We start from the raw sequence: 19,384 nt of genomic DNA, 5'->3' as shown, positions 1-19,384 counted from the left end.
CTCAGGTTCATTGTCAACAAAGGCTATTTCAGGATCTTGTTGTTGTAGCGGCGGATGTAGACGATGTAGTCGCCGTCACTGTCCTTTTGGCCGTCAAAGGCGACGGTAATGGAGACGTCGTCTTGTTTCCATTCCACTTCCTTATCGCTCTGTTTGACCGGGAAGTTTTCCATATTGGAATAGATTGTGGCTACGAGGCGGGTGTAAATGGACTTGGCCGTGGCCTTATCCTTGGTCTTGAAATAGTTGTCAAAGGCGAGGACCCGGCCTTTGGCCGACGTATCGGCCGAAAAGATTTCGATGCCTTCCGTGACGGAAACGTTCTTTACGACCGACGTCCGTTCGGCTTTTTCCGTGAAGGACACGGTGCTGCCGTAGAAGGTCCAATCCGATAAAACCGAGAAGTTGCCGTCAAAATCGGCTCTCGGCATGCCGAGGTACACCGTCTGATAGGCCGTCAAGGGATTGGCCGCGATTTCATCGACGGACTGGTTATAGTCAAAAGCGCCGGCCGAAGCCGTAAGGGCCGTCCACAGTAAACCGGCTGCGAGTATTTTCTTATACATCATCATAAACCCTCCTTACCAAAAGGGAGCCAAAAGCAGCGAGAACAAGGTGAAGATCAAGCGCTGCAGGGGAATCAAAATATACGTAAAAACAGGGGTCATCATCAAGGCGATGAGGATCAGGAAGCTGTAGCGTTCGATGCTGGCCAGCTTATACGACCATTCCGTCGGCAAAAAACACATCAGGACCCGTGAGCCGTCGAGGGGCGGCAAGGGCAGCATGTTGAAGATGGCGAAGTTGACGTTGTACAAGACGATGAGCTGCAGCACCATGGGCAGGGCCGTCGAGGTGAAGAGGTTCAGCTTGGCGAAAATCAGCTGGACGACGAGGGCGATAAAGCCTGTAATCAGGTTGGACACCGGGCCGGCCAGGGCCACGCAGATCTCCCCTTTCCGCCAGTTGCGGAAGTTTCCGGGGTTGATCATGACCGGTTTCGCCCAGCCAAAGCGGGCTACGAGGAGCATCATCAGTCCTACCGGATCGATGTGAGCTACGGGATTCAGTGTCAGGCGCCCCATCATCCGCGGCGTATCGTCCCCCATCCAGTCTGCGACTTGGGCGTGGGCATATTCGTGAATGACCAGGGCAATGAGCAGGCCGGGGATACCGGCGATAATCGCGAGTATATTAAAATCAAACATTGTATTCTCCTTTCGTATACTTTATATTATACGGTATCTTGCCCTATATAACAAGAGAGGCTGCCGCACACGGGTACGACAGTCTCTCTCAGGTTATGCTGTTTTTATTATCGCTGACGATATTCGTATTCTACATTCTGTTCGACCATGACGGCCTTTTCTTCAATTTCGCGAATCTGGGCAATCATACGGGCTACGAAGGCTTCGTCTTTGATGGACCGCAGATTGATGCGGACGCTGTAGAAGGCAGACCTCATGGCGGCTCTGGCGTTCATGGCAGCAATGGCCCCGTCGGTGATGACCCAGGCGTTGCCGTAACGGACGGCTTGTTCTGCCAGTTGAAGGAGGGCAAAGATGTCCTTCCCCAGCTCAAAAGGCGACGTAGCCGCATCTTTAAAGGCCTGTTCGACGATGGCCGCCCGATGGGGCGTATCCTTTGGCAGGCGGACGGAACGGATGACGTTGTCGAAGGCCGCCGCGTCTTCGGCGATGCCGTCGAGATAGCGTTGGCGCAAGGCCTGTGCCTTGTCGCGGATGGACACCATGAGCTTTTCGATTTCTTCATACCCTTTTTTCCCGATGGTCAGGTTGGCCACCATTTCCACTAAGGCTGCTGCCGATGCAGCCGTCATGGCAGCGATGCCGCCGCCGCCGGGAATGGGCTCTTTAGAGGCCGTCACCGCTAAGAGTTGGTCGAGAGGCATCGATTGGAACTTCGTATAATCCATCTTAGAAGAGACCTGTAATGACGCCGTTTTCGTCGATGTCCATGCGGTTGGCCGCCGGGACCTTCGGCAGGCCCGGCATGGTCATGATGTTGCTCGTCTGGCAGACGATGAAGCCGGCACCGGTGCAGACGCGGACGTCTTTGACGGTGACCGTAAAGTGCTTGGGAGCCCCCAGGAGAGCCGGATTGTCCGACAGGGAATACTGGGTCTTGGCCACGCAGATCGGCATGTGGTCGAGGCCGAAGGCTTCCAGTTCCTGAATCTGTTTCTTGGCGTTGCCTTCAAAGACGACGCCGTCGCCGCCGTAAATCTTCTGAACGATGGCCGTCAGTTTGTCCGGAATGGAATCGTTGACGTCGTAGATCGGTTTGTACGGCGTCTTGGGCTGTTCCAGCATCTTGAGGACTTTTTCGCCCATTTCGACGCCGCCCTTGCCGCCTTCGGCCCAGCAGTTGTTGAGGGCTGCTTCGACGCCGTAGTCGGCGCAGAGCTGGCGCAGGGTTTCGATTTCAGCGTCGGTGTCGCTGATGAATTTATTGATGCCGACGACGACGGGAACGTCGAAGAGGCGCATGTTTTCGATGTGTTTGGCGAGGTTTTCAAAGCCCTTCTTCAAGGCTTCGACGTTTTCTTCCTGAAGGTTCTTCTTGTCGACGCCGCCGTGCATCTTGAGGGCCCGGACGGTAGCGACGATGACGACGGCATCAGGTTTGATCCCGGCGAAGCGGCACTTGATGTCCATAAACTTTTCAGCGCCGAGGTCGGCACCGAAACCGGCTTCCGTAACGGCGATGTCGCCCATCTTCATGGCCAGTTTCGTGGCGACGACGGAGTTGCAGCCGTGGGCGATATTGGCAAAGGGACCGCCGTGAACGAGGGCCGGCGTATGTTCGATGGTCTGGACCAGATTCGGTTTGATGGCATCTTTCATGAGGATAGCCATGGCGCCTTCGACGCCGAGCTGACGGGCCGTAACCAAATTGCCGTCCAGGTCATAGGCGACGGTGATGTCCCCCATCCGTTTCTTGAGGTCCATGAGGTCACGGGCTAAGCACAGAGCTGCCATGATTTCCGAAGCGACGGTGATCATGAAGTGGTCTTCCCGCGGGAAGCCGCAGACCTTGCCGCCCATGCCGACGACGAGGTTTCTAAGGGCCCGGTCGTTCATGTCCATGACCCGCTTCCAGATGATGCGGCGCACGTCGATGCGAAGGGCATTGCCCTGATGGACGTGGTTGTCGATGGCCGCTGCCAGAAGGTTGTTGGCCGCCGTAATGGCATGCATGTCACCGGTGAAATGGAGGTTGATGTCTTCCATGGGCAGGACCTGGGAATAACCGCCGCCGGCAGCGCCGCCTTTGATGCCAAAGACAGGGCCGAGGGACGGTTCGCGCAGGGCGACGACGGCCTTATGGCCCATGTAATTCAAAGCCTGTGCCAAACCGATGGTCGTTAAGGTCTTGCCTTCGCCGGCCGGCGTCGGCGTAATGGCCGTAACCAAGACGAGTTTGCCGTCTTTTTCTTTAGAAAGGCGCTTGATGGCGTCAAAGGAAATCTTGGCCTTATATTTGCCGTAGAGTTCCAAGTCGTCGTCGGTCAGTCCGACCTTTTTTGCAATGGTCGTAATCGGTTCTAATGTCGTCTGTTGTGCAATTTCGATATCGCTTAATACCTTTGCCATGGTAGTCACTCCTTGTCCGCTGCATAAAAAAAGGCCGCTCCGCTGGTAAGTTGCCCAGACGGTCGGCTTCAAGAAATCATGCTCCCCGTGGTAACTCCACTTCCGTCAGTCACATGATTGTGCATTTATTATACAAAAAAACAGCCCTCGTCGTCAAGGGCTGTTTTTACGTACGGTATGAATGGACGTTGGAACAAGACGCCGCCTGTCTTAATCCGGAAGGACGGTAATGTCCAAGCGGTCAAAACCGGCCAGGAAACCTTTTACGGTCTTGGCGATGGTTTCACATCCGCCGACGGTCTTGCTTTCGATGTTAAGGGGCATATTGGTGTCGTGGAGGGACATGCGCAAGAGAGCCCAGCCGCCGTCGAATACGAGGCGGACACCTTCATAAGACGGTTTGGCAATGGAAATCCCGGCTTGTTCGGCCCGTTCTTCAAAGGCTTTGAGGACGTCGGCACCATAGGCCTGCGCGTCGTCGCCCTTTATCTTGAGGCGGTATTCGACACCTTCAGCAGGCTGGCCGAGGGCTGCGATGAGGTCGCCCAAGGGCTTTCCGGCTTTCTTGGCCTTGGCGGCGGCCATGAGGAGTTTGACAGCCAAATAAGCGCCGTCGTCGAGGTAGTAGTTTTCACTTAAGGCGCCGTGGCCCGACGTTTCGATGGCCAAGGGCGATACGGTGCCGGCCTTGTTAAGGCGGATGCATTCGTCGATGACATTCTTATAGCCCCGCATGTAACGGTGATGGACGAGGTGCAGTTCGTCCTGAAGGAAGGTCGTCAATTCGTCGGACGTGACCGAGTCGGTAATGATGGTACTGCCCGGATAGTCCGGAGCTAAGATAGCGGCCATCATGGCGATGAGGGCGTTGCGGTTGATTTCTTCCCCACTGGGCAGGACGGCGCTCATGCGGTCGACGTCGGTATCGAAGATGAGGCCCAGGTCGGCCTTGTTGTCGAGGACGGCTTTTCGAATGGCCGCCATGGCTTCTTTATTTTCCGGATTGGGGATATGATTCGGGAAGTGGCCGTCCGGTTCGAGGAACTGACTTCCTGTCGTATCGGCGCCGAGGGGGGCCAATACTTTAGTGGCAAAGAAACCGCCGCTGCCGTTACCGGCGTCGACGACGATGTGCATCCCTTCCAAGGGACGGTCGAACATGCCCGCACGGAGACCGGCGCAGATCTTCTGGCGCAGGTGGAGGGCATAGCGGTCGATGAGGTCCAGCGAGGCGATGGCTGCCGTCGATACGGCCGTTGCCGATAAATTCGAAGCGATGGTCAGGACTTCTTTGATTTCCTGCTTTTCAAGGCCGCCGTCTTTGGTAAAGAATTTGAGGCCGTTGCGGTTGTACGGCAAGTGGCTGGCCGTGATCATGATGGACCCGTCCATGGCCGTGTCTTCAAAAATGATGGACATGAACATGGCCGGCGTCGATGCCAAGCCGCAGTCGGTGACGTGAACGCCCCGGCCGAGGAGACCGGCAAAGACGGATTCCTTCATCATATCGGCCGAGATGCGCGAATCGTGGCCGACGGCGATGCGCAGATCTCCTTCCTTTTTGCCCAGTTTCTTCGCTAAAAATTTGGCAAAGCCGGCGGCAATACGGTTGACCGCTTCCGGCGTCAGGTTGACCTTTTCGTCAGGAACGCCTTCGACGGCGATGCCGCGGACGTCACTGCCGTTCTGTAATTTTAAGATAGCTTCGGTAGAGTTCATATGCCTGTTCCTGCTGCCTATCCCGATAAGGCAGCTTTTCCTTTCTGTGATTTACATCTATCATACTGAAAATCGGCCCCTGACGCAAGGCGTGCAGGGACCTGATGTTTACAATACGTATTTTTCGATGGCTTCAGCGACGGCGCCTTCGTTGTTGGTCGCTTCGGTCACGACGTCGCAGTACTCGCGAATGACGGGATTCAGGTTGCGGACGCCGACGGACAGGCCGGCCGCTTTAAGCATGTCGATGTCGTTGATGTTGTCACCGATGGCCATCGTTTCTTCCGGACGCACGCCGAGGATATCGGCCAATTTCAAGAGGCCGGCGCCCTTATTGACGCCTTTATGCATGAATTCAATGTAGCGGTTGCTGGAGAAGCTGACCGTAATGTCGTCGAGGAGGGGTTTCAGTTCGGCATGGACGGTTTCCAAATAGTCGTAGTCCGTATTGGTCAGGATCAATTTCCCGACTTCTTCTTTACCGCGGATAAAATCGAGGGTCGTTTCTTCGCAAGGCGTGTAGGCCATGCGGCCCTTCAGGAAAGCTTCTTCGTCCGGCGTAATATTGGTGATGTAGACGACGTCCCGCGTATAGATGTGCAGGCACTGACCGTAGGAAGCACACTTGCGGAAAATCTGATCGGCCAGGTCAAAGGGAATGGGATCCCAGAAAAGGGAGCGGCTGCCCTTGTTTTCCGTGATGTTGCCGCCGTTGAGGCCGATGACGTACTGGTCGGGCTGTTCAAAAAGACGGAGTGTCTTCAAGACGCCGTCAATGGTGCGAAAACTCCGACCCGTGCAGGGCACGAATTTGACGCCCTTTGCGACAGCCTTGGCAATGGCTTCGATATTGCGCTGACAAATCGTCGCATCGCTGCTGAGCAGCGTTTCATCCATATCACAAGCAATGATTTTATAGTTATTCATGACCTACTCCTTTACAAATCGCATGACGGGATAGTTACTAACTGATACTACGAACATATCATGTCTGAGGCATTCCCGCCACCCCAGGGACAGAATCAGTCCCATTATAGTCAAAAAAGAAGGGCTTCTGCCCTTCCTTTTTTATGATCGATGCCGCCGGTCGCGGATGGCCCGCCACACAGCCGACACGGCCTTAAACAGCACATAAATGAGTACTACATTAAACAACAGGCCCAGAAAATCGGCGGCCCAGCCAAAGTTCCCCATGCCAAAGAGGCTGCTCAACATGCTGCCCAGGAACATGCCCCCGGCAAAGAGGCCGATGCCGCGCATAGCGCCGCCCCAAGCCGACGAACGGTTGGCTGTCGTATTGGCGTTGGCCCGAGGCGCAGCCGTCTGACTGCGAGTCTGGGATTGTGCCGATGAAGCGTTATTATTCGTATTGGCCTTAGGCGCCGCTTTGGGAGCCGTCACCGCCGGTGCCGACCGCGGGGCCGACATGCGAATACCGCCTTTTGCAGCTTGGACCGGCTGGTACACAGGCGCCGCAAAGAAGGCCGTCTGGAGAAGTAAGAGACAAGTCACGCAAAAAAGCTTTTTCTTCATGGTAATTCCTTTCCTATCTATCGATGAACCGGCACGGCGTCCGGCGTTATTCTGCTTTCTCTGCCGGAAGCGGATCCGTTTTTTCCCCCGAAGCAGAAATCAAAGTGTGTAAGGGGATGGCCGCCAAGTTTTCCGCCAATTTATCCTGAATGGCTGCATAGGCATCGTGGGTCGGGCAAGAGCCGTGACGGCGGCGATACAGGCATTCAAAGTTGCCGTCGAGGCAGCTGATGATCATGTTATCCCGATCCATAACGGTGATGACGTCCATCAGGTTCAATTCATGCAAATCTTTCACCAGTCGGCAGCCGCCTTGGGCTCCGCGGATGATTTCAATATATCCGGCCTGCTCGAGCTTCTTGGAAATCTTGTAAGCAAACTGACGAGGAATCAGCTGTTCATCACTGATTTCCTGAATATTCTTCTGTTCCCAATCGGCCAGGGACCGTAAAATACGTATTGCGTAGTCAGTTTCTCTTGTTATTATCACTTTAACATGCTCCTTCTCTATTCTCTATGGATTAAGTCTATTATAACCTAAAATCAAGAGGAAGGCTATACTTTACTCATAGGAAATGATAAAAAATTCATATCTATCTAAAATTTATAAGTAAGGGCCTGAAGGACCCGTTTTATGCATAATAGAATCTTGCCAGTGACTGCAAAAACTTATATAATAAAGAGTACTTGCATATTTTAGCTTTAACAATAGATGAGGTGTACTATGTCATTAATCGATGAAGTAAATAATCGCCGTACTTTTGCCATCATCTCTCACCCCGATGCCGGTAAGACGACGCTGACTGAAAAATTGCTGCTCTACGGAGGCGCCATCCACCTGGCCGGTTCCGTCAAAGCCCGGAAAACGGCCAAGCACGCCGTCTCCGACTGGATGGAAATCGAAAAGCAGCGTGGGATCTCGGTTACCAGCTCGGTCCTGCAGTTCGACTACGAAGGCCATCACATCAACATCCTCGATACGCCGGGCCATCAGGACTTCAGTGAAGACACGTACCGGACGCTCATGGCCGCCGACAGCGCCGTCATGCTCATCGACGTCGCCAAAGGCGTCGAAGCGCAGACAAAAAAGTTATTCCGCGTCTGTAAAGAACGGGGCATCCCCATCTTTACCTTTGTCAATAAAATCGACCACTTCGGCCGCAACCCCTTCGACCTCATGGATGAAATCGAAGATATCCTGGGCATCCACGCCTACCCCATGAACTGGCCTATCGGCCTCAACGGCAGCTACCAGGGCATTTACGACCGGGCCTCGTCGTCTATCGAACTCTTTGAAAAGGACACGACCCACGGCCAGAGAAAATTAGCCTCGACCAAGGGATCGGCTGACGATCCGATTTTCAAGGAACTCCTCGAAGAAGACGTCCACCAGGGCCTCATCGACGACATCGAACTCCTCGACGAAGCCGGTGACGAATTCGACATGGAAAAGGTCAAGCGCGGCGAATTGACGCCCATGTTCTTCGGCTCGGCCATGACCAACTTCGGCGTCAAGCCCTTCCTCGAAGAATTCCTGCGCATGGCACCGAAACCGCAGCCGCGAAAATGCCTCGAAGGCTCCGTCGACCCGACGTCGGATCAGTTCACGTCCTTCGTCTTTAAGATCCAGGCCAACATGAATCCTCAGCACCACGACCGCATCGTCTTCATGCGCATCTGCTCGGGCAAATTCGAAAAGGGCATGTCCGTCACCCACCGTCAGTCCGGCAAGACACTGCGGCTCATGCAGCCCCAGCAGTTCCTGGCGACGGAACGGACGATCATCGAAGACGCCTATCCGGGCGACATCATCGGCGTCTTTGACAACGGCACCATGGGCGTCGGCGACACCTTATACGACGGCAAAAAGAAGGTCACCTTTAAAGACTTCCCGACCTTCCCGCCGGAACTTTTCGCCCGCATCCGCGCCAAGGACTCGATGAAGCGCAAGCAGTTCCTCAAGGGCATGACCCAATTAGCCCAGGAAGGGGCCGTCCAGATCTATGAAAACATGGGCTCCATGGAAAGCTACATCGTCGGCGCCGTCGGCCAACTGCAGTTCGAAGTCCTCGAATACCGACTGAAGCACGAATACGGCGTCGATTTAGAAATGAACCGCCTGCCCTACACCGTCGCCCGCTGGATTCAGGACAACGGAAACGACTATAAGGACCTCAAGAACATCGACAGCGCCATGATCGTCAAAGACCATAAACAGCGCGTCGTCCTGCTCATCACCAACGAATGGCAGGCCAACTGGATCGTCGAACGGAATCCCGATTTCACCTTCTGCACGACGCCGGACCAACTGGCCATCGAAGACGAAGAAGAATAATCACAAGCATCGTAAGCACGCCGAAAAGACCGGAAAGAAATGGAATGCACTTCTTTCCGGTCTTCTTTATATGCTGAACAAGATAAGGGTTGATTCCAATATACAGACTAAGCGACGGCGCGGCACCATTCCGGCAGGGTGATGGTGCGGTCGAAGGCCGGCAGCCAAATGCCCTCGGTATGATTATAAGTCCGAATGAGGATGCGGTCGTTGTAAAGATAGATAGAGTTGGAATAGATGGTATCTTCGTCCCAGTCGCTGTTATAGACGTTGAGGACCCGGCCTTCATAATAGTTCTGGTCATCCATGAAGGTCGCATCGTCCGGCATGGTATGGGTGTGTCCCGATACCCACAGGCGGACCTGATGGTGGCGGGCCAGGATGCGGCGGATGTCGGCGGCGGGCTGGGCCGAATTGCGCGGCGACGGCAGGCTGACGCCGTTCTTTTCGGGAACGGCCGTATTTTCTAAGGGAGCGTGACAGAAGATGATCGTCGGCATCTGACGGTGAGCGGCCAAAGTCTGGTCGAGCCAGGTCAGCTGCTGGTGAGATAATTCGACGGCAGCGCCGCCGGTAACCGTGTCCGGCGACAGGAAGACGAGGAGATAGCCCCGCTGTTCCTTGGCATAATAGAGGGGCCCGAAGGTCTTGGTATAGCGGGCAAAGTGCAGGATCCGTTCGGTGCTGCTGCAGGGCCGGAGATCTTCGCCGTGGCCCGTATAGAGCAGTTCATGATTGCCGGCAATGAAGGCTTTCCGCTTTTTCAGGCCGTTGACGACGAGCCGCACCAGGCGGTATTCTTCGGCACTGCCGTTTCGTTGGACCATATCGCCCGTAAAGACGGCTAAATCAAGGTCGCGCCAGTCGTTCATATCCTGCAGGGCAGCCTCTTTAGCGGCCATATAACGCAGGCGTTCTTTCGGCGTGACCAGCTTTTTGCATGGATAATGGAAATCACTAATGATCGACAGGCGTGAATAATTTTTTTCTTCCAGTGTCTCCCGATTCCTGGAAAACAGTGACGAAAACATGGCATCTCCTCCTCATCCCCAATAAAAACAGGCTCTCGTTGTACATCTTCAGTATAACGAGAGCCTGTATAACTTTTGCAAAGACTGGTGGAAATGTCTGTAAAAGGACGCGTTCTACAAGGTCCTTTCAGTCTCGATTATGCCTATTCTTCTTCCGGATAAGTCAGGCCCCACTGCTGACGGATGGCGGTCATGAGATCCATGACGTCTTTCGTGTATTCCTGGCACATGCCCTTGCCGCCGTTGGCGACGGCCTGTTCCATGTCGAGGACTTCGTACTGCAGGGCCTTGGCCGTGCTGCCTTCCCGGATGACTTCCTTGCGGCCGTCTTCGGTGTAAGTAATAGTCGCTTCTTGAGCCCGGGGATAGTCGTAGATTTCGATATAGCCCTTATCAAAGGCGGCCATGCCTCGTTTCGGCTGCTTGGCGTGAAGGGACAGGGCTAAGGTTGCCATCTCCCCTTCTTTATTCTGAAGGAGGATGCCCGCCTGTTCATCGACGCCGGTCGGGGCCCGAAGGACCTGAGAGGCGATTTGGTCGGGCTGAGCCGTCATGAAGTAGCGCACGAAGGACAGGGCGTAGACGCCGATATCGAGGAGGGCGCCGCCGGCTAAGCTGCGGTTGAAGAAACGGTTCTTCATGTCGTATTCTTTATAGCTGCCGAAGTTCATCTGGACGAAGCGCAGTTTCCCTAAAGCACCGGAATTTACGAGTTCAGAAAGTTTCTTATAAATCGGCATATGGTATAAGGTCATGGCTTCGGCCAGGACGACGCCTTTTTCGTCGGCGACCTTACGGGCCCGAGCCAGTTCGTCACTGTTGAGGGTAATCGACTTTTCACAGAGGACGTGCTTGCCCGCTTCAAGGGCCGGAATCAGGTACTGGATGTGCGTGTTGTGCGGCGTCGATAAGTAGACGATATCGACGTCGGGGTCGGAAAAGATGTCTTCCGGCTTGTCATAAACTTTGGAAATGCCGTATTTTTCGGCAAAGGAGACGGCTTTAGCATGGGTCCGATTGCCGACGCCATACAAGTTTCCCCCTAACTGCTGCATGGCCTGAGCCAATTCATTGCCGATAACGCCGCAGCCTAAGGTTGCCCAACGATAAGATGTCATGATACAAATCCCCCTTTTACGATAACAGGCGGCTGACGAGTTTCACACAGTCTGCCGCGTCTTTAGAATAGCCGTCGGCACCGATTTCCTCAGAAAAGCTCGGCGTGACAGCAGCGCCGCCGATAATGATCTTGCCGTCATAATGCCGGTCGGCAGCTTCGGCAATGACGTCTTTCATGTGCATCATGGTCGTCGTCATCAAGGCCGACAGGCCGACGACAGACGCCTTGTGGCAAAGGGCCGTTTCGATGATCTTACCGGCCGGCACGTCTTTGCCGAGGTCGATGACCTTATAGCCGTAGTTGCGCAGCATGAGGCCGACGAGGTTCTTGCCGATGTCATGGACGTCGCCTTCGACGGTGGCGATGATGATGGTCGCCATGTCGCTCTCGCCCGGTGCCTTTTGGATGAGGGGCTCAAGGTAAGCAATGGCCGTCTCCATCGTATTGGCGCTGGCAATGAGCTGGGGCAGGAAATAAATCTGCTTGTCGTATAAGTCACCGACTTTCGTAATGGCCGGAATGAGCTGTTCATCGATGACGGCCCCAGGGGGCATCCCCTTGGCAAGCTCCGCTTGAGCCAGGGCGACGATGGCCTCTTTCTCGCCGTCTAATACGGCCTGATAGACGGGACTGACCGGCTTTTCGTCCGTGCCCTCAGACTCCCCCGAGGCCGGTCCGGACAAGGATTCACCATGACGGGCCAAGAGTTCCGCTTCCTGCTGCCGTTTGGCTTCAGCCTCTTTCTTATCGAAATACTGCATGCGGCGAATATACCCGAGGTCGCTTCCTTCGCGGTTCATGAGCATATTGGCAGCGGCTGCCGTATTCATCAAGAGGTCCTGCGACGGATTGGCAATGGCCATGGTAAGGCCGCTGGCAATAGCCATGGAAAGGAAGGCTGCATTGACGTACATCCGGTCGGGCAGGCCGAAGGAAATGTTGGACAGGCCGCAGACCGTGGCCAGGCCCAAATCTTTTTTACAGTGAGAAAAGGTCGCCATACAGTCGAGCGCTGCCGACGGCGCCGCACCGACGGTGGCCACTAAGGCGTCGACGACGATGTCTTCTTTCTTGAAGCCGGCGTCGTAAGCGTGATGCAAGAGTTCGTCGAGGACGGCGTGCTTTTCCGCTAATGTCTTGGGAATGCCTTCATCCGATACGGGAAGGGCGATGAACATGGCGCCGTACTTCTTGACGACGGGCAGGAGCTTTTCGTATTTTTCCGTTTCACAGGAAATGGAATTGACCAAGGCCCGTCCGGGATAGATGCGAAGGGCTGCTTCCATGATGTCCGGCGAACTGGTGTCAATGCTCAGCGGCAGTCCCGATACACCGGTTACTTCATAGATGGCCTTGAGCATCATGTCTTTTTCGTCGATGCCGTTGGTCCCCATGTTGACGTCGAGGATAGACGCCCCGTACCGTTCCTGTTCGCGGGCCATGGAGCGGACTAAGTCGAGTTTTCCCGCTCTCAATTCAGCTTGGAGTTTCTTCTTCCCCGTCGGGTTGATGCGTTCGCCAATGACTTGAAAATCGCCGTCGAGGTGAATTTCAAGGACCTGTCGTTCCGACGCCAGTACGCGGGAATGGACGGCCTGAGGAACTTTCGGCGTCAAATCTTTTACGGCGTCGGCCAAGGCCTTGATGTGAGCCGGCGTCGTTCCGCAGCAGCCGCCGACGATATGGGCCCCGGCTTCGATGAGGAGGAGTCCGTCTTTGACAAATTCTTCGGGCGTCGTCTTATAGACCGTCTTGTCACCGTCAAGTTCCGGAAGGCCCGCATTGGGCTTGGCGATGATAGGGATATTGGCGTACTCGTACATCGTCCGCACCGTATCGACCATGTCGGCCGGCCCTGTCGAACAGTTAAGACCGACGGCGTCGACGCCTAAGTGTTCGAGGACGACGACAGCCGCTTCCGGCGGCGTACCGTATAAGGTGCGGCCGTCTTTCTCAAAGGTCAGGGTGGCCATGATGGGCAAATCGCAGACTTCTTTGATGGCCAGGACGCAGGCCCGCGTTTCTTGAAGGCTCATCATCGTTTCGACGACAAAGAGGTCGACGCCGGCTTCATAAAGGACCTTCGCCTGTTCCTTATAGACCGTCACCAATTCTTCAAAGGTCAAATCCCCCATGGGATAGAGCTGGCGGCCGGTCATGGTCATGTCGCCGGCGACCAGGGCCTTGTCTCCAGCCGCTTCTTTTGAAATGGCCACCAACCCCTCATTGATGGCTTTTAAATCATCGTCTAATCCGTATTCCGCCAGTTTCAGGCGGTTTCCCGTAAAGGTCGGCGCATAGACGATCTGCGTGCCGGCGTCGATGAATTTCCGCTGCAAGTCGATCATGACTTGACGATTTTCCAAAATCCATTGTTCCGGGCAGACGCCGATGGGCATGCCGGCCTGCTGTAAATTGGTTCCCGTGGCGCCGTCGAGGAGGACAACGCCGCTGTCTAAGAGCCGCTGAAATGCTTCGTTGGTCAATCTACCTTCCCCCTAAAAATTCATATATGAAATGTACAAGCGTTGAAAAGCTTCTTCGTTGCCAAGGACAATTTCTTCAGCCCCGGCGGCAGCCGTCCGCAGGTTCTCCTCCGAAAGGGATCCTGACAGGAAGGCCGCTGCCCCTTGGAGTGCCGTATTGCCGACGGCCGTCGCCTTAGCCGCTAAATCAGGCGGCAAGAGGCCGATGACGGCGGCTTTCTCCGGGTCGAGGCGATAACCAAAGCCTCCCGCCAGGCACACCCGATCGATGCGTCGGCGATCGATGCCGCTCCGTTCGATGAGGGTTTCAATACCGGCCCGAATGGCACTCTTAGCCATTTGGATTTCCCGAATATCCTTCTGGCTGAGGACGATGCGTTCATAATCGAGAGTCGACCCCAGGGTAAAGCCCATGGTGAAATAAGGTTCCTCTAATTTTCCCGTCTCATCGACGAGTCCTTCTGAAACGAGGCCGGCCATGGCTTCGATGATACCGGTCCCGCAGATACCGACGGGAACGGCGCCGTCAATGGTGCGGACAACGGCTTTACCGCCTTCGATGCGGACGCCGCAGATGGCGCCGGAGACGCTGGCCGTTCCCCACTTCAGTTTGCCCCCTTCAAGGGCCGGTCCTGCCGGCGCCGAGGCGATGAAGCGCTGATTCCGATTGCCCAGGACCAATTCCCCATTGGTACCTAAGTCGATGAATAAGGTAACTTCGTCGGAATCCATGAGGCCACAGGCGGCAATGCCGGCCGTAATGTCGCCGCCGACGTAGGTACTCATACCGGGAATCAAGGTAACCTGACAGTCCGTCAGGAAGCCGTCCCTTCCAAAGACCTCGCTGAACGAATAGGTCTCGCCGCCTAAGGAGACCGGCGTAAAGGGCCAATTGCCAAGGCCTTCACAGGACCAGCCCATGAGCAGGTGAATCATGGTCGTATTGGCCGCGATGGCAACCTTATGGCACGAGGCCTTGGCTTCGGGATGATCGTCAAAGAGTTTTTCCATCAGTCCCAGAATATCCCGGCGAACGGCTTTCTGCAAGGCCTTGCCCTTGCCCTTATTGGCCGCATCGATGCGGCTGATGACGTCGGCCCCAAAGGAGCGCTGATGGCTTCCGGTCGTCGCCGCAGCCACGATGCGGCCGTCCCTTTGATCGATGAGGGCCGCAGCAATGGTCGTCGTCCCGATATCGACGGCAATGCCGCAGCCATGGTTCGCCAAAAGTTCATCGCCGGAGGCCTCATCTTCATGAAGGGCCAGTGCCGAAAATCCCTGCTGTTCGCGAAGAGGTACAGCGATCTTCGTGTCTTCCGTCGTTTCGGCCTGACAGGCAAGGCGCCATCCGTCCTTCAATTGGCTGTCGGAGAAGACGTTGCGGTCGGCTGCCGTCACGGCAAGCGTTCCCGACACGACGCGGACGCGGCACTTTCCGCAGCGGCCTTTGCCGCCGCAGGGCATGGGAAGACTCGTTCCCTGTCCTTGGATGGCCTCATCGACCTTAACCCCAGCCGGAACGGTCACGACGGCTTCGCCGCCCTTATCCTGCCGGTGGTCACAGTCGGTCTTAGGGCAGGCCGCACAGTCATGGGCAGCGCGAAATACGTTGGCATCGGTCCCGACGTCAAAGACCAGGCTCATCGATTTGGCCGGCGACAGGACAGAGTCTCGATTCACGGTGACGCCGACGGACTGACGGGCCTTCGTTTCTCGCACAGCGTCGGCCTGGACCGTTATGGGAACGTCACTGCCCGGTTCGTGACGGCCCGTAATGCCGCAGCCCTTTTGCCGGCAGATGAGTTGAAGCTTCTGCAGGACGTCTGCTTCAAGGGCCATGAGGCACGTATCGGCCAAGGCATTGAACAAGAGAGAATCCATGACGTCGCCGTCTTTTTCATATCGGTCAAGCTGGCGGCTCACGGCCTCGCCTAACGTCAGGATCGCATAGACCTTGTCGTCGGTAAACGCCAAAACAGCCTTAGCCTGCATCAACGGGCGCAGGACCGGCACCAACTCCTGACAGCGAGCAAGACTCTTGTCCCGGCCGAGACCGGCCTTCTGATAGCCGGCAAAGTGCAGCGCCTGATCGACGTCGGGAACGATCCGTTGTCCCCTTAAAATACGAATATCAGCCATGACCTTTCCCCCTTACATAATTATTTAAGGTATATTATATCGAAAATCAAAGAATACCGCCACCGATAATGGAAAATTTATCGGATTTTATCGCAGACAGGCTAAAAATCGTCCCACTTCCACGAGTTTAGGCACGGCTTCCTCGTCAGTTCCCCCAATAGACCGGCGTACCGTCGGCAGCCATGCCATCTCCCTTCTTGACGGCCCTTTCCGATTGGCGTATAATAACTTGGTAAGACTTTACGCGCTGATTACATGGGCCTATAGCTCAGCGGTAGAGCCACCGGCTCATAACCGGTTGGTCCTTGGTTCGATCCCAAGTGGGCCCACCATACGATACAGCGATTCTCCGCTTATGAAGAATGAGCTGTCAGCACGAAAAAAAGACGATGACAAGGTATCTCATGATGCCTTGTCATCGTCTTTTTTCTTTATAAAAATCCAACTGCCGCAAAGACGGCAATCGTTTCGTGTAACAGGGAACCGAACCGATCACCATCAGGCCATGGCCCCGGCCTCTATATAAATCAATATTATGTATCCTGCCGGGAAAGGAAGTCCGTCACCATGGCTGACGCCATCTTAGGCAAGGTCTCAAGACCGTCAGTCCCGTCCCTTCCTGCCTCGCGGACGTTTCTTTTTCGCGGCCCCGCAGCGCATCGAGCATCCGGAACAGTTGCCGCCGCATGAATTTCCCCTGCCTTTTAGAACGCTGCGGACGGCAAGGACGAATAACACGCCGATGACGGCTAATAACAGAAAACTCGCCGCATTCATGCGTATCTCACCTCGATTTCGCTAGACGAACCCCATGAGGAGTCCGATTTCACGGACGATAAAAGCGACAACCCAGGCAATGGCACACTGTACTACGACGGTAACGGCGGCTGCCCGGGCCGACCCCATCTCCCGACGCACCGTTGCCACGGCTGCCACGCAGGGCGTATAAAGGAGGGTAAACACCAGGAATATAAGGGCCGTAAAGGGCGTAAACAGCGTCGACAGGGCCGACACATCACCACCTAATAATACGGACAACGTCGAAACGACACTTTCCTTAGCCGTAAATCCCGTTATCAGGGCCGTCGCCACCCGCCAATCGCCAAAGCCCAGGGGCTTGAAAATCGGTGCCGTCAGACTGCCGATCATGGCCAGCAGACTCGTATCCGGCGAGGCCGCCACGTTGAGCTGCGTATCAAAGGTCTGCAGGGCCCAGATGATGATCGTCGCGGCAAAAATAATGGTAAAGGCCTTCTGAATGAAACCCTTGGCTTTCTCCCAAATGAGGCGGACGACACTCTTGGCCGACGGCAGCCGATAGTTCGGCAGTTCCATGACGAAGGGCACCGGTTCGCCTCTATACACCCGCCCTTTCAGCAGCAGCGCATAGAGGATGCCGCAGAAGATTCCGAAGAAATATAAGCCGATCATGACCACCGCCTGCCACTGTTTCGGGAAAAAGGCACTGACCATGAGCCCGTAAATCGGCAGTTTGGCACTGCAGCTCATAAAGGGCGTGAGGAGGATGGTCATTTTTCGATCCCGTTCACTGGACAGGGTCCTCGTGGCCATAATGGCCGGGACGGAACAGCCAAAGCCGATCAGCATGGGCACAAAACTCCGACCGGACAAGCCGACGCGCCGCAGCAGTCTATCCATGACAAAGGCGACGCGGGCCATATAGCCGCTGTCCTCGAGGATAGAGAGGAAGAAAAACAAGGTGACGATGGTGGGAAGAAAACTCAAGACGCTGCCGACGCCATTACAGATCCCATCGATGACCAGGGCATGGACCAGTGGATTGATGGCGGCTGCCGTCAGTCCCGCGTCGATCAAGCCCGTCACGGCATCTACGCCCATGGCCATGACCTCCGACAGACCGGCTCCGATAAAGTTGAAAGTCATGACAAAAATGAAAGCCATAATTCCCAGAAAAGCCGGAATGGCCGTATATTTGCCGGTCAATATCCGATCCAGGGCGACGCTGCGTCGGTGCTCCCGGCTTTCATGAGGCTTTACGACGGTCTTCGCGCAGACATTTTCAATGAAAGTAAAGCGCATGTTGGCAAGGGCCGCTTCCCGGTCCAGGGCGCTGTCCTTTTCCATGACCCGTACGATTTGTTCCAACGCCGTTTGGGCTTCCGGCGGCAAGGCCAGCGCTTTCCCGATCAAAGGGTCATTCTCAATCACCTTGGTCGCCGAAAAACGGACCGGAAGATCGGCTGCTTTCGCATAAGGCTCGATGAGATGAACCGTGCTGTGAATGGCGCGATGCACGGCGCCGACCTTATCTCCCGGCATGTCGCTTTCGGCACAGAAATCAATCCGGGCCGGTGTTTCCCGATGCCTTGCCACATGAATGGCATGGTCAATGAGCTCGTCAATCCCTTCATTTTTTACAGCCGAAATAGGCACTACCGGAATGCCCAGGGTTTGCTCTAATTCGTTGATGCGGACAGAACCGCCATTGGCCCGTACCTCATCCATCATATTCAGAGCCAGGACCATGGGAATTCCCAACTCCATGAGCTGCATGGTCAGGTACAAATTGCGCTCAATATTGGAGGCGTCGACAATATTGATGATCCCGGACGGCCTGGTTTTCATCAGGAAATCCCGGGTTACAATTTCCTCACTGGAATAAGGCGACAGCGAATAAATCCCCGGCAAATCGGTAACCGTAGCTTCCGGATAATGGCGAATGGTCCCGTCTTTTCGATCGACGGTGACACCGGGAAAATTCCCGACATGCTGCTTGGCACCGGTCAATTGATTAAACAAGGTCGTCTTGCCGCAATTCTGGTTCCCGGCTAAGGCAAAGGTCAAGGGCTGGCCTTTGGCAATGGCATCGCCTCGCTCATGGACATGGTAGTCCCCGTCCGTTCCCAATTCCCCCACCCCGGGATGGGCAATGGGGCGATAGGATTCCGATTGGCTCTTGGGCTGCGCCTTTTGATGAATGTCCTCTACCTCTATCTTTTTCGCTTCATCGAGGCGCAGGGTCAATTCATAGCCGCGCAGTTCAATTTGGATTGGATCTCCCAGGGGAGCGATTTTACGGAGCGTAACCTCGGTCTTCGGCGTCAGCCCCATATCCAATAGATGATGCCGAAGGGCACCGCTGCCACCAATGGCACGGATATAGGCACTCTGTTTCGGCCTTAATTGATCCATGGTTATCATGTCGTTCATCGTATGTCTACTCTTTTGCAATGTGTTCCCGGCCTTTCTCAATCACAGGGCATATCTGCCTGTCAGCCAACGGATCGCAGATTTGTCGGCCGATACTGTGTGTTTTATCAAAGGGCTTGCTTTCCGTATGGTTACGGCAACCCCCTTTCTTTCAAGGATTGCAGGCAAGATACCTGCATCCTATATGGATAGGATTCAATGGCTTTATACAT

15 protein-coding genes, 1 tRNA gene and 1 riboswitch are annotated in these 19,384 nt (G+C 55.1%); of the genes, 2 read left to right on the top strand and 14 right to left on the bottom strand.

Going from position 1 to position 19,384, the window contains the following annotated elements:
* Positions 1-23: 23 nt before the first annotated feature.
* The 8 genes from A0U42_RS05115 to A0U42_RS05080 all read right to left on the bottom strand — a co-directional run bounded on the left by A0U42_RS05115 (position 24) and on the right by A0U42_RS05080 (position 7,359).
* Positions 24-572, bottom strand: a complete 549-nt coding sequence (locus tag A0U42_RS05115) for a hypothetical protein (protein WP_255304108.1) — start codon at positions 570-572, stop codon at positions 24-26.
* Between the two features lie 9 nt (positions 573-581).
* Positions 582-1,208 carry a site-2 protease family protein gene (locus A0U42_RS05110; protein ID WP_065360126.1) on the bottom strand — a complete coding sequence of 209 codons (627 nt, stop codon included), beginning with the start codon at positions 1,206-1,208 and terminating at the stop codon, positions 582-584.
* 107 nt (positions 1,209-1,315) lie between these two features.
* Positions 1,316-1,936 carry a cyclodeaminase/cyclohydrolase family protein gene (locus A0U42_RS05105; protein WP_065360125.1) on the bottom strand — a complete coding sequence of 207 codons (621 nt, stop codon included), beginning with the start codon at positions 1,934-1,936 and terminating at the stop codon, positions 1,316-1,318.
* 1 nt (position 1,937) lies between these two features.
* Positions 1,938-3,617 carry a formate--tetrahydrofolate ligase gene (locus tag A0U42_RS05100; protein ID WP_065360124.1) on the bottom strand — a complete coding sequence of 560 codons (1,680 nt, stop codon included), beginning with the start codon at positions 3,615-3,617 and terminating at the stop codon, positions 1,938-1,940.
* 45 nt (positions 3,618-3,662) lie between these two features.
* A riboswitch (ZMP/ZTP riboswitch) is annotated at positions 3,663-3,740 on the bottom strand.
* Positions 3,741-3,827: 87 nt separating this feature from the next.
* Positions 3,828-5,336, bottom strand: coding sequence for a phosphoglucomutase (locus A0U42_RS05095; protein ID WP_065360123.1), 1,509 nt, complete (start codon positions 5,334-5,336; stop codon positions 3,828-3,830).
* 108 nt (positions 5,337-5,444) lie between these two features.
* Positions 5,445-6,263, bottom strand: coding sequence for a Cof-type HAD-IIB family hydrolase (locus A0U42_RS05090; protein ID WP_065360122.1), 819 nt, complete (start codon positions 6,261-6,263; stop codon positions 5,445-5,447).
* A gap of 141 nt (positions 6,264-6,404) precedes the next feature.
* A complete protein-coding gene (locus A0U42_RS05085) occupies positions 6,405-6,869 on the bottom strand; it encodes a hypothetical protein (protein ID WP_065360121.1) in 465 nt (154 codons plus the stop codon).
* 46 nt (positions 6,870-6,915) lie between these two features.
* Positions 6,916-7,359 carry an Rrf2 family transcriptional regulator gene (locus tag A0U42_RS05080; protein WP_065360120.1) on the bottom strand — a complete coding sequence of 148 codons (444 nt, stop codon included), beginning with the start codon at positions 7,357-7,359 and terminating at the stop codon, positions 6,916-6,918.
* 234 nt (positions 7,360-7,593) lie between these two features.
* Here A0U42_RS05080 and A0U42_RS05075 point away from each other — a divergent pair, with 234 nt between their 5' ends.
* A complete protein-coding gene (locus tag A0U42_RS05075) occupies positions 7,594-9,204 on the top strand; it encodes a peptide chain release factor 3 (RefSeq protein WP_044503925.1) in 1,611 nt (536 codons plus the stop codon).
* Positions 9,205-9,311: 107 nt separating this feature from the next.
* Here the strand turns inward: A0U42_RS05075 and A0U42_RS11455 are convergent, their stop codons facing one another.
* The 4 genes from A0U42_RS11455 to A0U42_RS05055 form a co-directional block, all read right to left on the bottom strand.
* Positions 9,312-10,235 carry a metallophosphoesterase gene (locus A0U42_RS11455; RefSeq protein WP_083122312.1) on the bottom strand — a complete coding sequence of 308 codons (924 nt, stop codon included), beginning with the start codon at positions 10,233-10,235 and terminating at the stop codon, positions 9,312-9,314.
* Between the two features lie 143 nt (positions 10,236-10,378).
* Positions 10,379-11,353, bottom strand: coding sequence for a Gfo/Idh/MocA family protein (locus A0U42_RS05065; RefSeq protein ID WP_065360119.1), 975 nt, complete (start codon positions 11,351-11,353; stop codon positions 10,379-10,381).
* Between the two features lie 16 nt (positions 11,354-11,369).
* A complete protein-coding gene (locus A0U42_RS05060; RefSeq protein WP_065360118.1) occupies positions 11,370-13,841 on the bottom strand; it encodes a homocysteine S-methyltransferase family protein in 2,472 nt (823 codons plus the stop codon).
* 12 nt (positions 13,842-13,853) lie between these two features.
* Entirely contained in the window at positions 13,854-15,980 is a 2,127-nt protein-coding gene (locus A0U42_RS05055) for an ASKHA domain-containing protein (protein ID WP_065360117.1), read from the bottom strand.
* Between the two features lie 257 nt (positions 15,981-16,237).
* On the opposite strand from A0U42_RS05055, the gene A0U42_RS05050 reads away from it, so the two are divergent.
* Positions 16,238-16,312 (top strand) — tRNA-Ile (locus A0U42_RS05050).
* Positions 16,313-16,583: 271 nt separating this feature from the next.
* On the opposite strand, the gene A0U42_RS11570 is transcribed toward A0U42_RS05050, so the two are convergent.
* A complete protein-coding gene (locus A0U42_RS11570) occupies positions 16,584-16,757 on the bottom strand; it encodes a FeoB-associated Cys-rich membrane protein (RefSeq protein WP_141669499.1) in 174 nt (57 codons plus the stop codon).
* Between the two features lie 21 nt (positions 16,758-16,778).
* The gene (gene feoB / locus A0U42_RS05045) at positions 16,779-19,172 is read right to left on the bottom strand and encodes a ferrous iron transport protein B (protein ID WP_255304107.1); all 2,394 of its coding nucleotides are present in this window, start codon (positions 19,170-19,172) and stop codon (positions 16,779-16,781) included.
* Between the last annotated feature and the right edge of the window lie 212 nt (positions 19,173-19,384).

The sequence above is a fragment of the Megasphaera sp. DISK 18 genome, assembly GCF_001682955.1.
Taxonomy (GTDB): Bacteria; Bacillota; Negativicutes; order Veillonellales; family Megasphaeraceae; genus Megasphaera; species Megasphaera massiliensis.
Note: the sequence above shows the minus strand (reverse complement) of the source record. Positions and strands in the feature narration are given on the sequence as shown.

Excerpts from the sequence above, each read along its gene's own strand:
- A0U42_RS05100 (WP_065360124.1), bottom strand. The coding sequence starts at position 3,617 with ATGGCAAAGGTATTAAGCGATATCGAAATTGCACAACAGACGACATTA.
- A0U42_RS05075 (WP_044503925.1), top strand. The coding sequence starts at position 7,594 with ATGTCATTAATCGATGAAGTAAATAATCGCCGTACTTTTGCCATCATC.
- A0U42_RS11455 (WP_083122312.1), bottom strand. The coding sequence starts at position 10,235 with ATGTTTTCGTCACTGTTTTCCAGGAATCGGGAGACACTGGAAGAAAAA.
- A0U42_RS05115 (WP_255304108.1), bottom strand. The coding sequence starts at position 572 with ATGATGATGTATAAGAAAATACTCGCAGCCGGTTTACTGTGGACGGCC.
- A0U42_RS05105 (WP_065360125.1), bottom strand. The coding sequence starts at position 1,936 with ATGGATTATACGAAGTTCCAATCGATGCCTCTCGACCAACTCTTAGCG.
- A0U42_RS05110 (WP_065360126.1), bottom strand. The coding sequence starts at position 1,208 with ATGTTTGATTTTAATATACTCGCGATTATCGCCGGTATCCCCGGCCTG.
- A0U42_RS05085 (WP_065360121.1), bottom strand. The coding sequence starts at position 6,869 with ATGAAGAAAAAGCTTTTTTGCGTGACTTGTCTCTTACTTCTCCAGACG.
- A0U42_RS05090 (WP_065360122.1), bottom strand. The coding sequence starts at position 6,263 with ATGAATAACTATAAAATCATTGCTTGTGATATGGATGAAACGCTGCTC.
- A0U42_RS05065 (WP_065360119.1), bottom strand. The coding sequence starts at position 11,353 with ATGACATCTTATCGTTGGGCAACCTTAGGCTGCGGCGTTATCGGCAAT.
- A0U42_RS11570 (WP_141669499.1), bottom strand. The coding sequence starts at position 16,757 with ATGAATGCGGCGAGTTTTCTGTTATTAGCCGTCATCGGCGTGTTATTC.
- A0U42_RS05095 (WP_065360123.1), bottom strand. The coding sequence starts at position 5,336 with ATGAACTCTACCGAAGCTATCTTAAAATTACAGAACGGCAGTGACGTC.
- feoB (WP_255304107.1), bottom strand. The coding sequence starts at position 19,172 with ATGAACGACATGATAACCATGGATCAATTAAGGCCGAAACAGAGTGCC.
- A0U42_RS05055 (WP_065360117.1), bottom strand. The coding sequence starts at position 15,980 with ATGGCTGATATTCGTATTTTAAGGGGACAACGGATCGTTCCCGACGTC.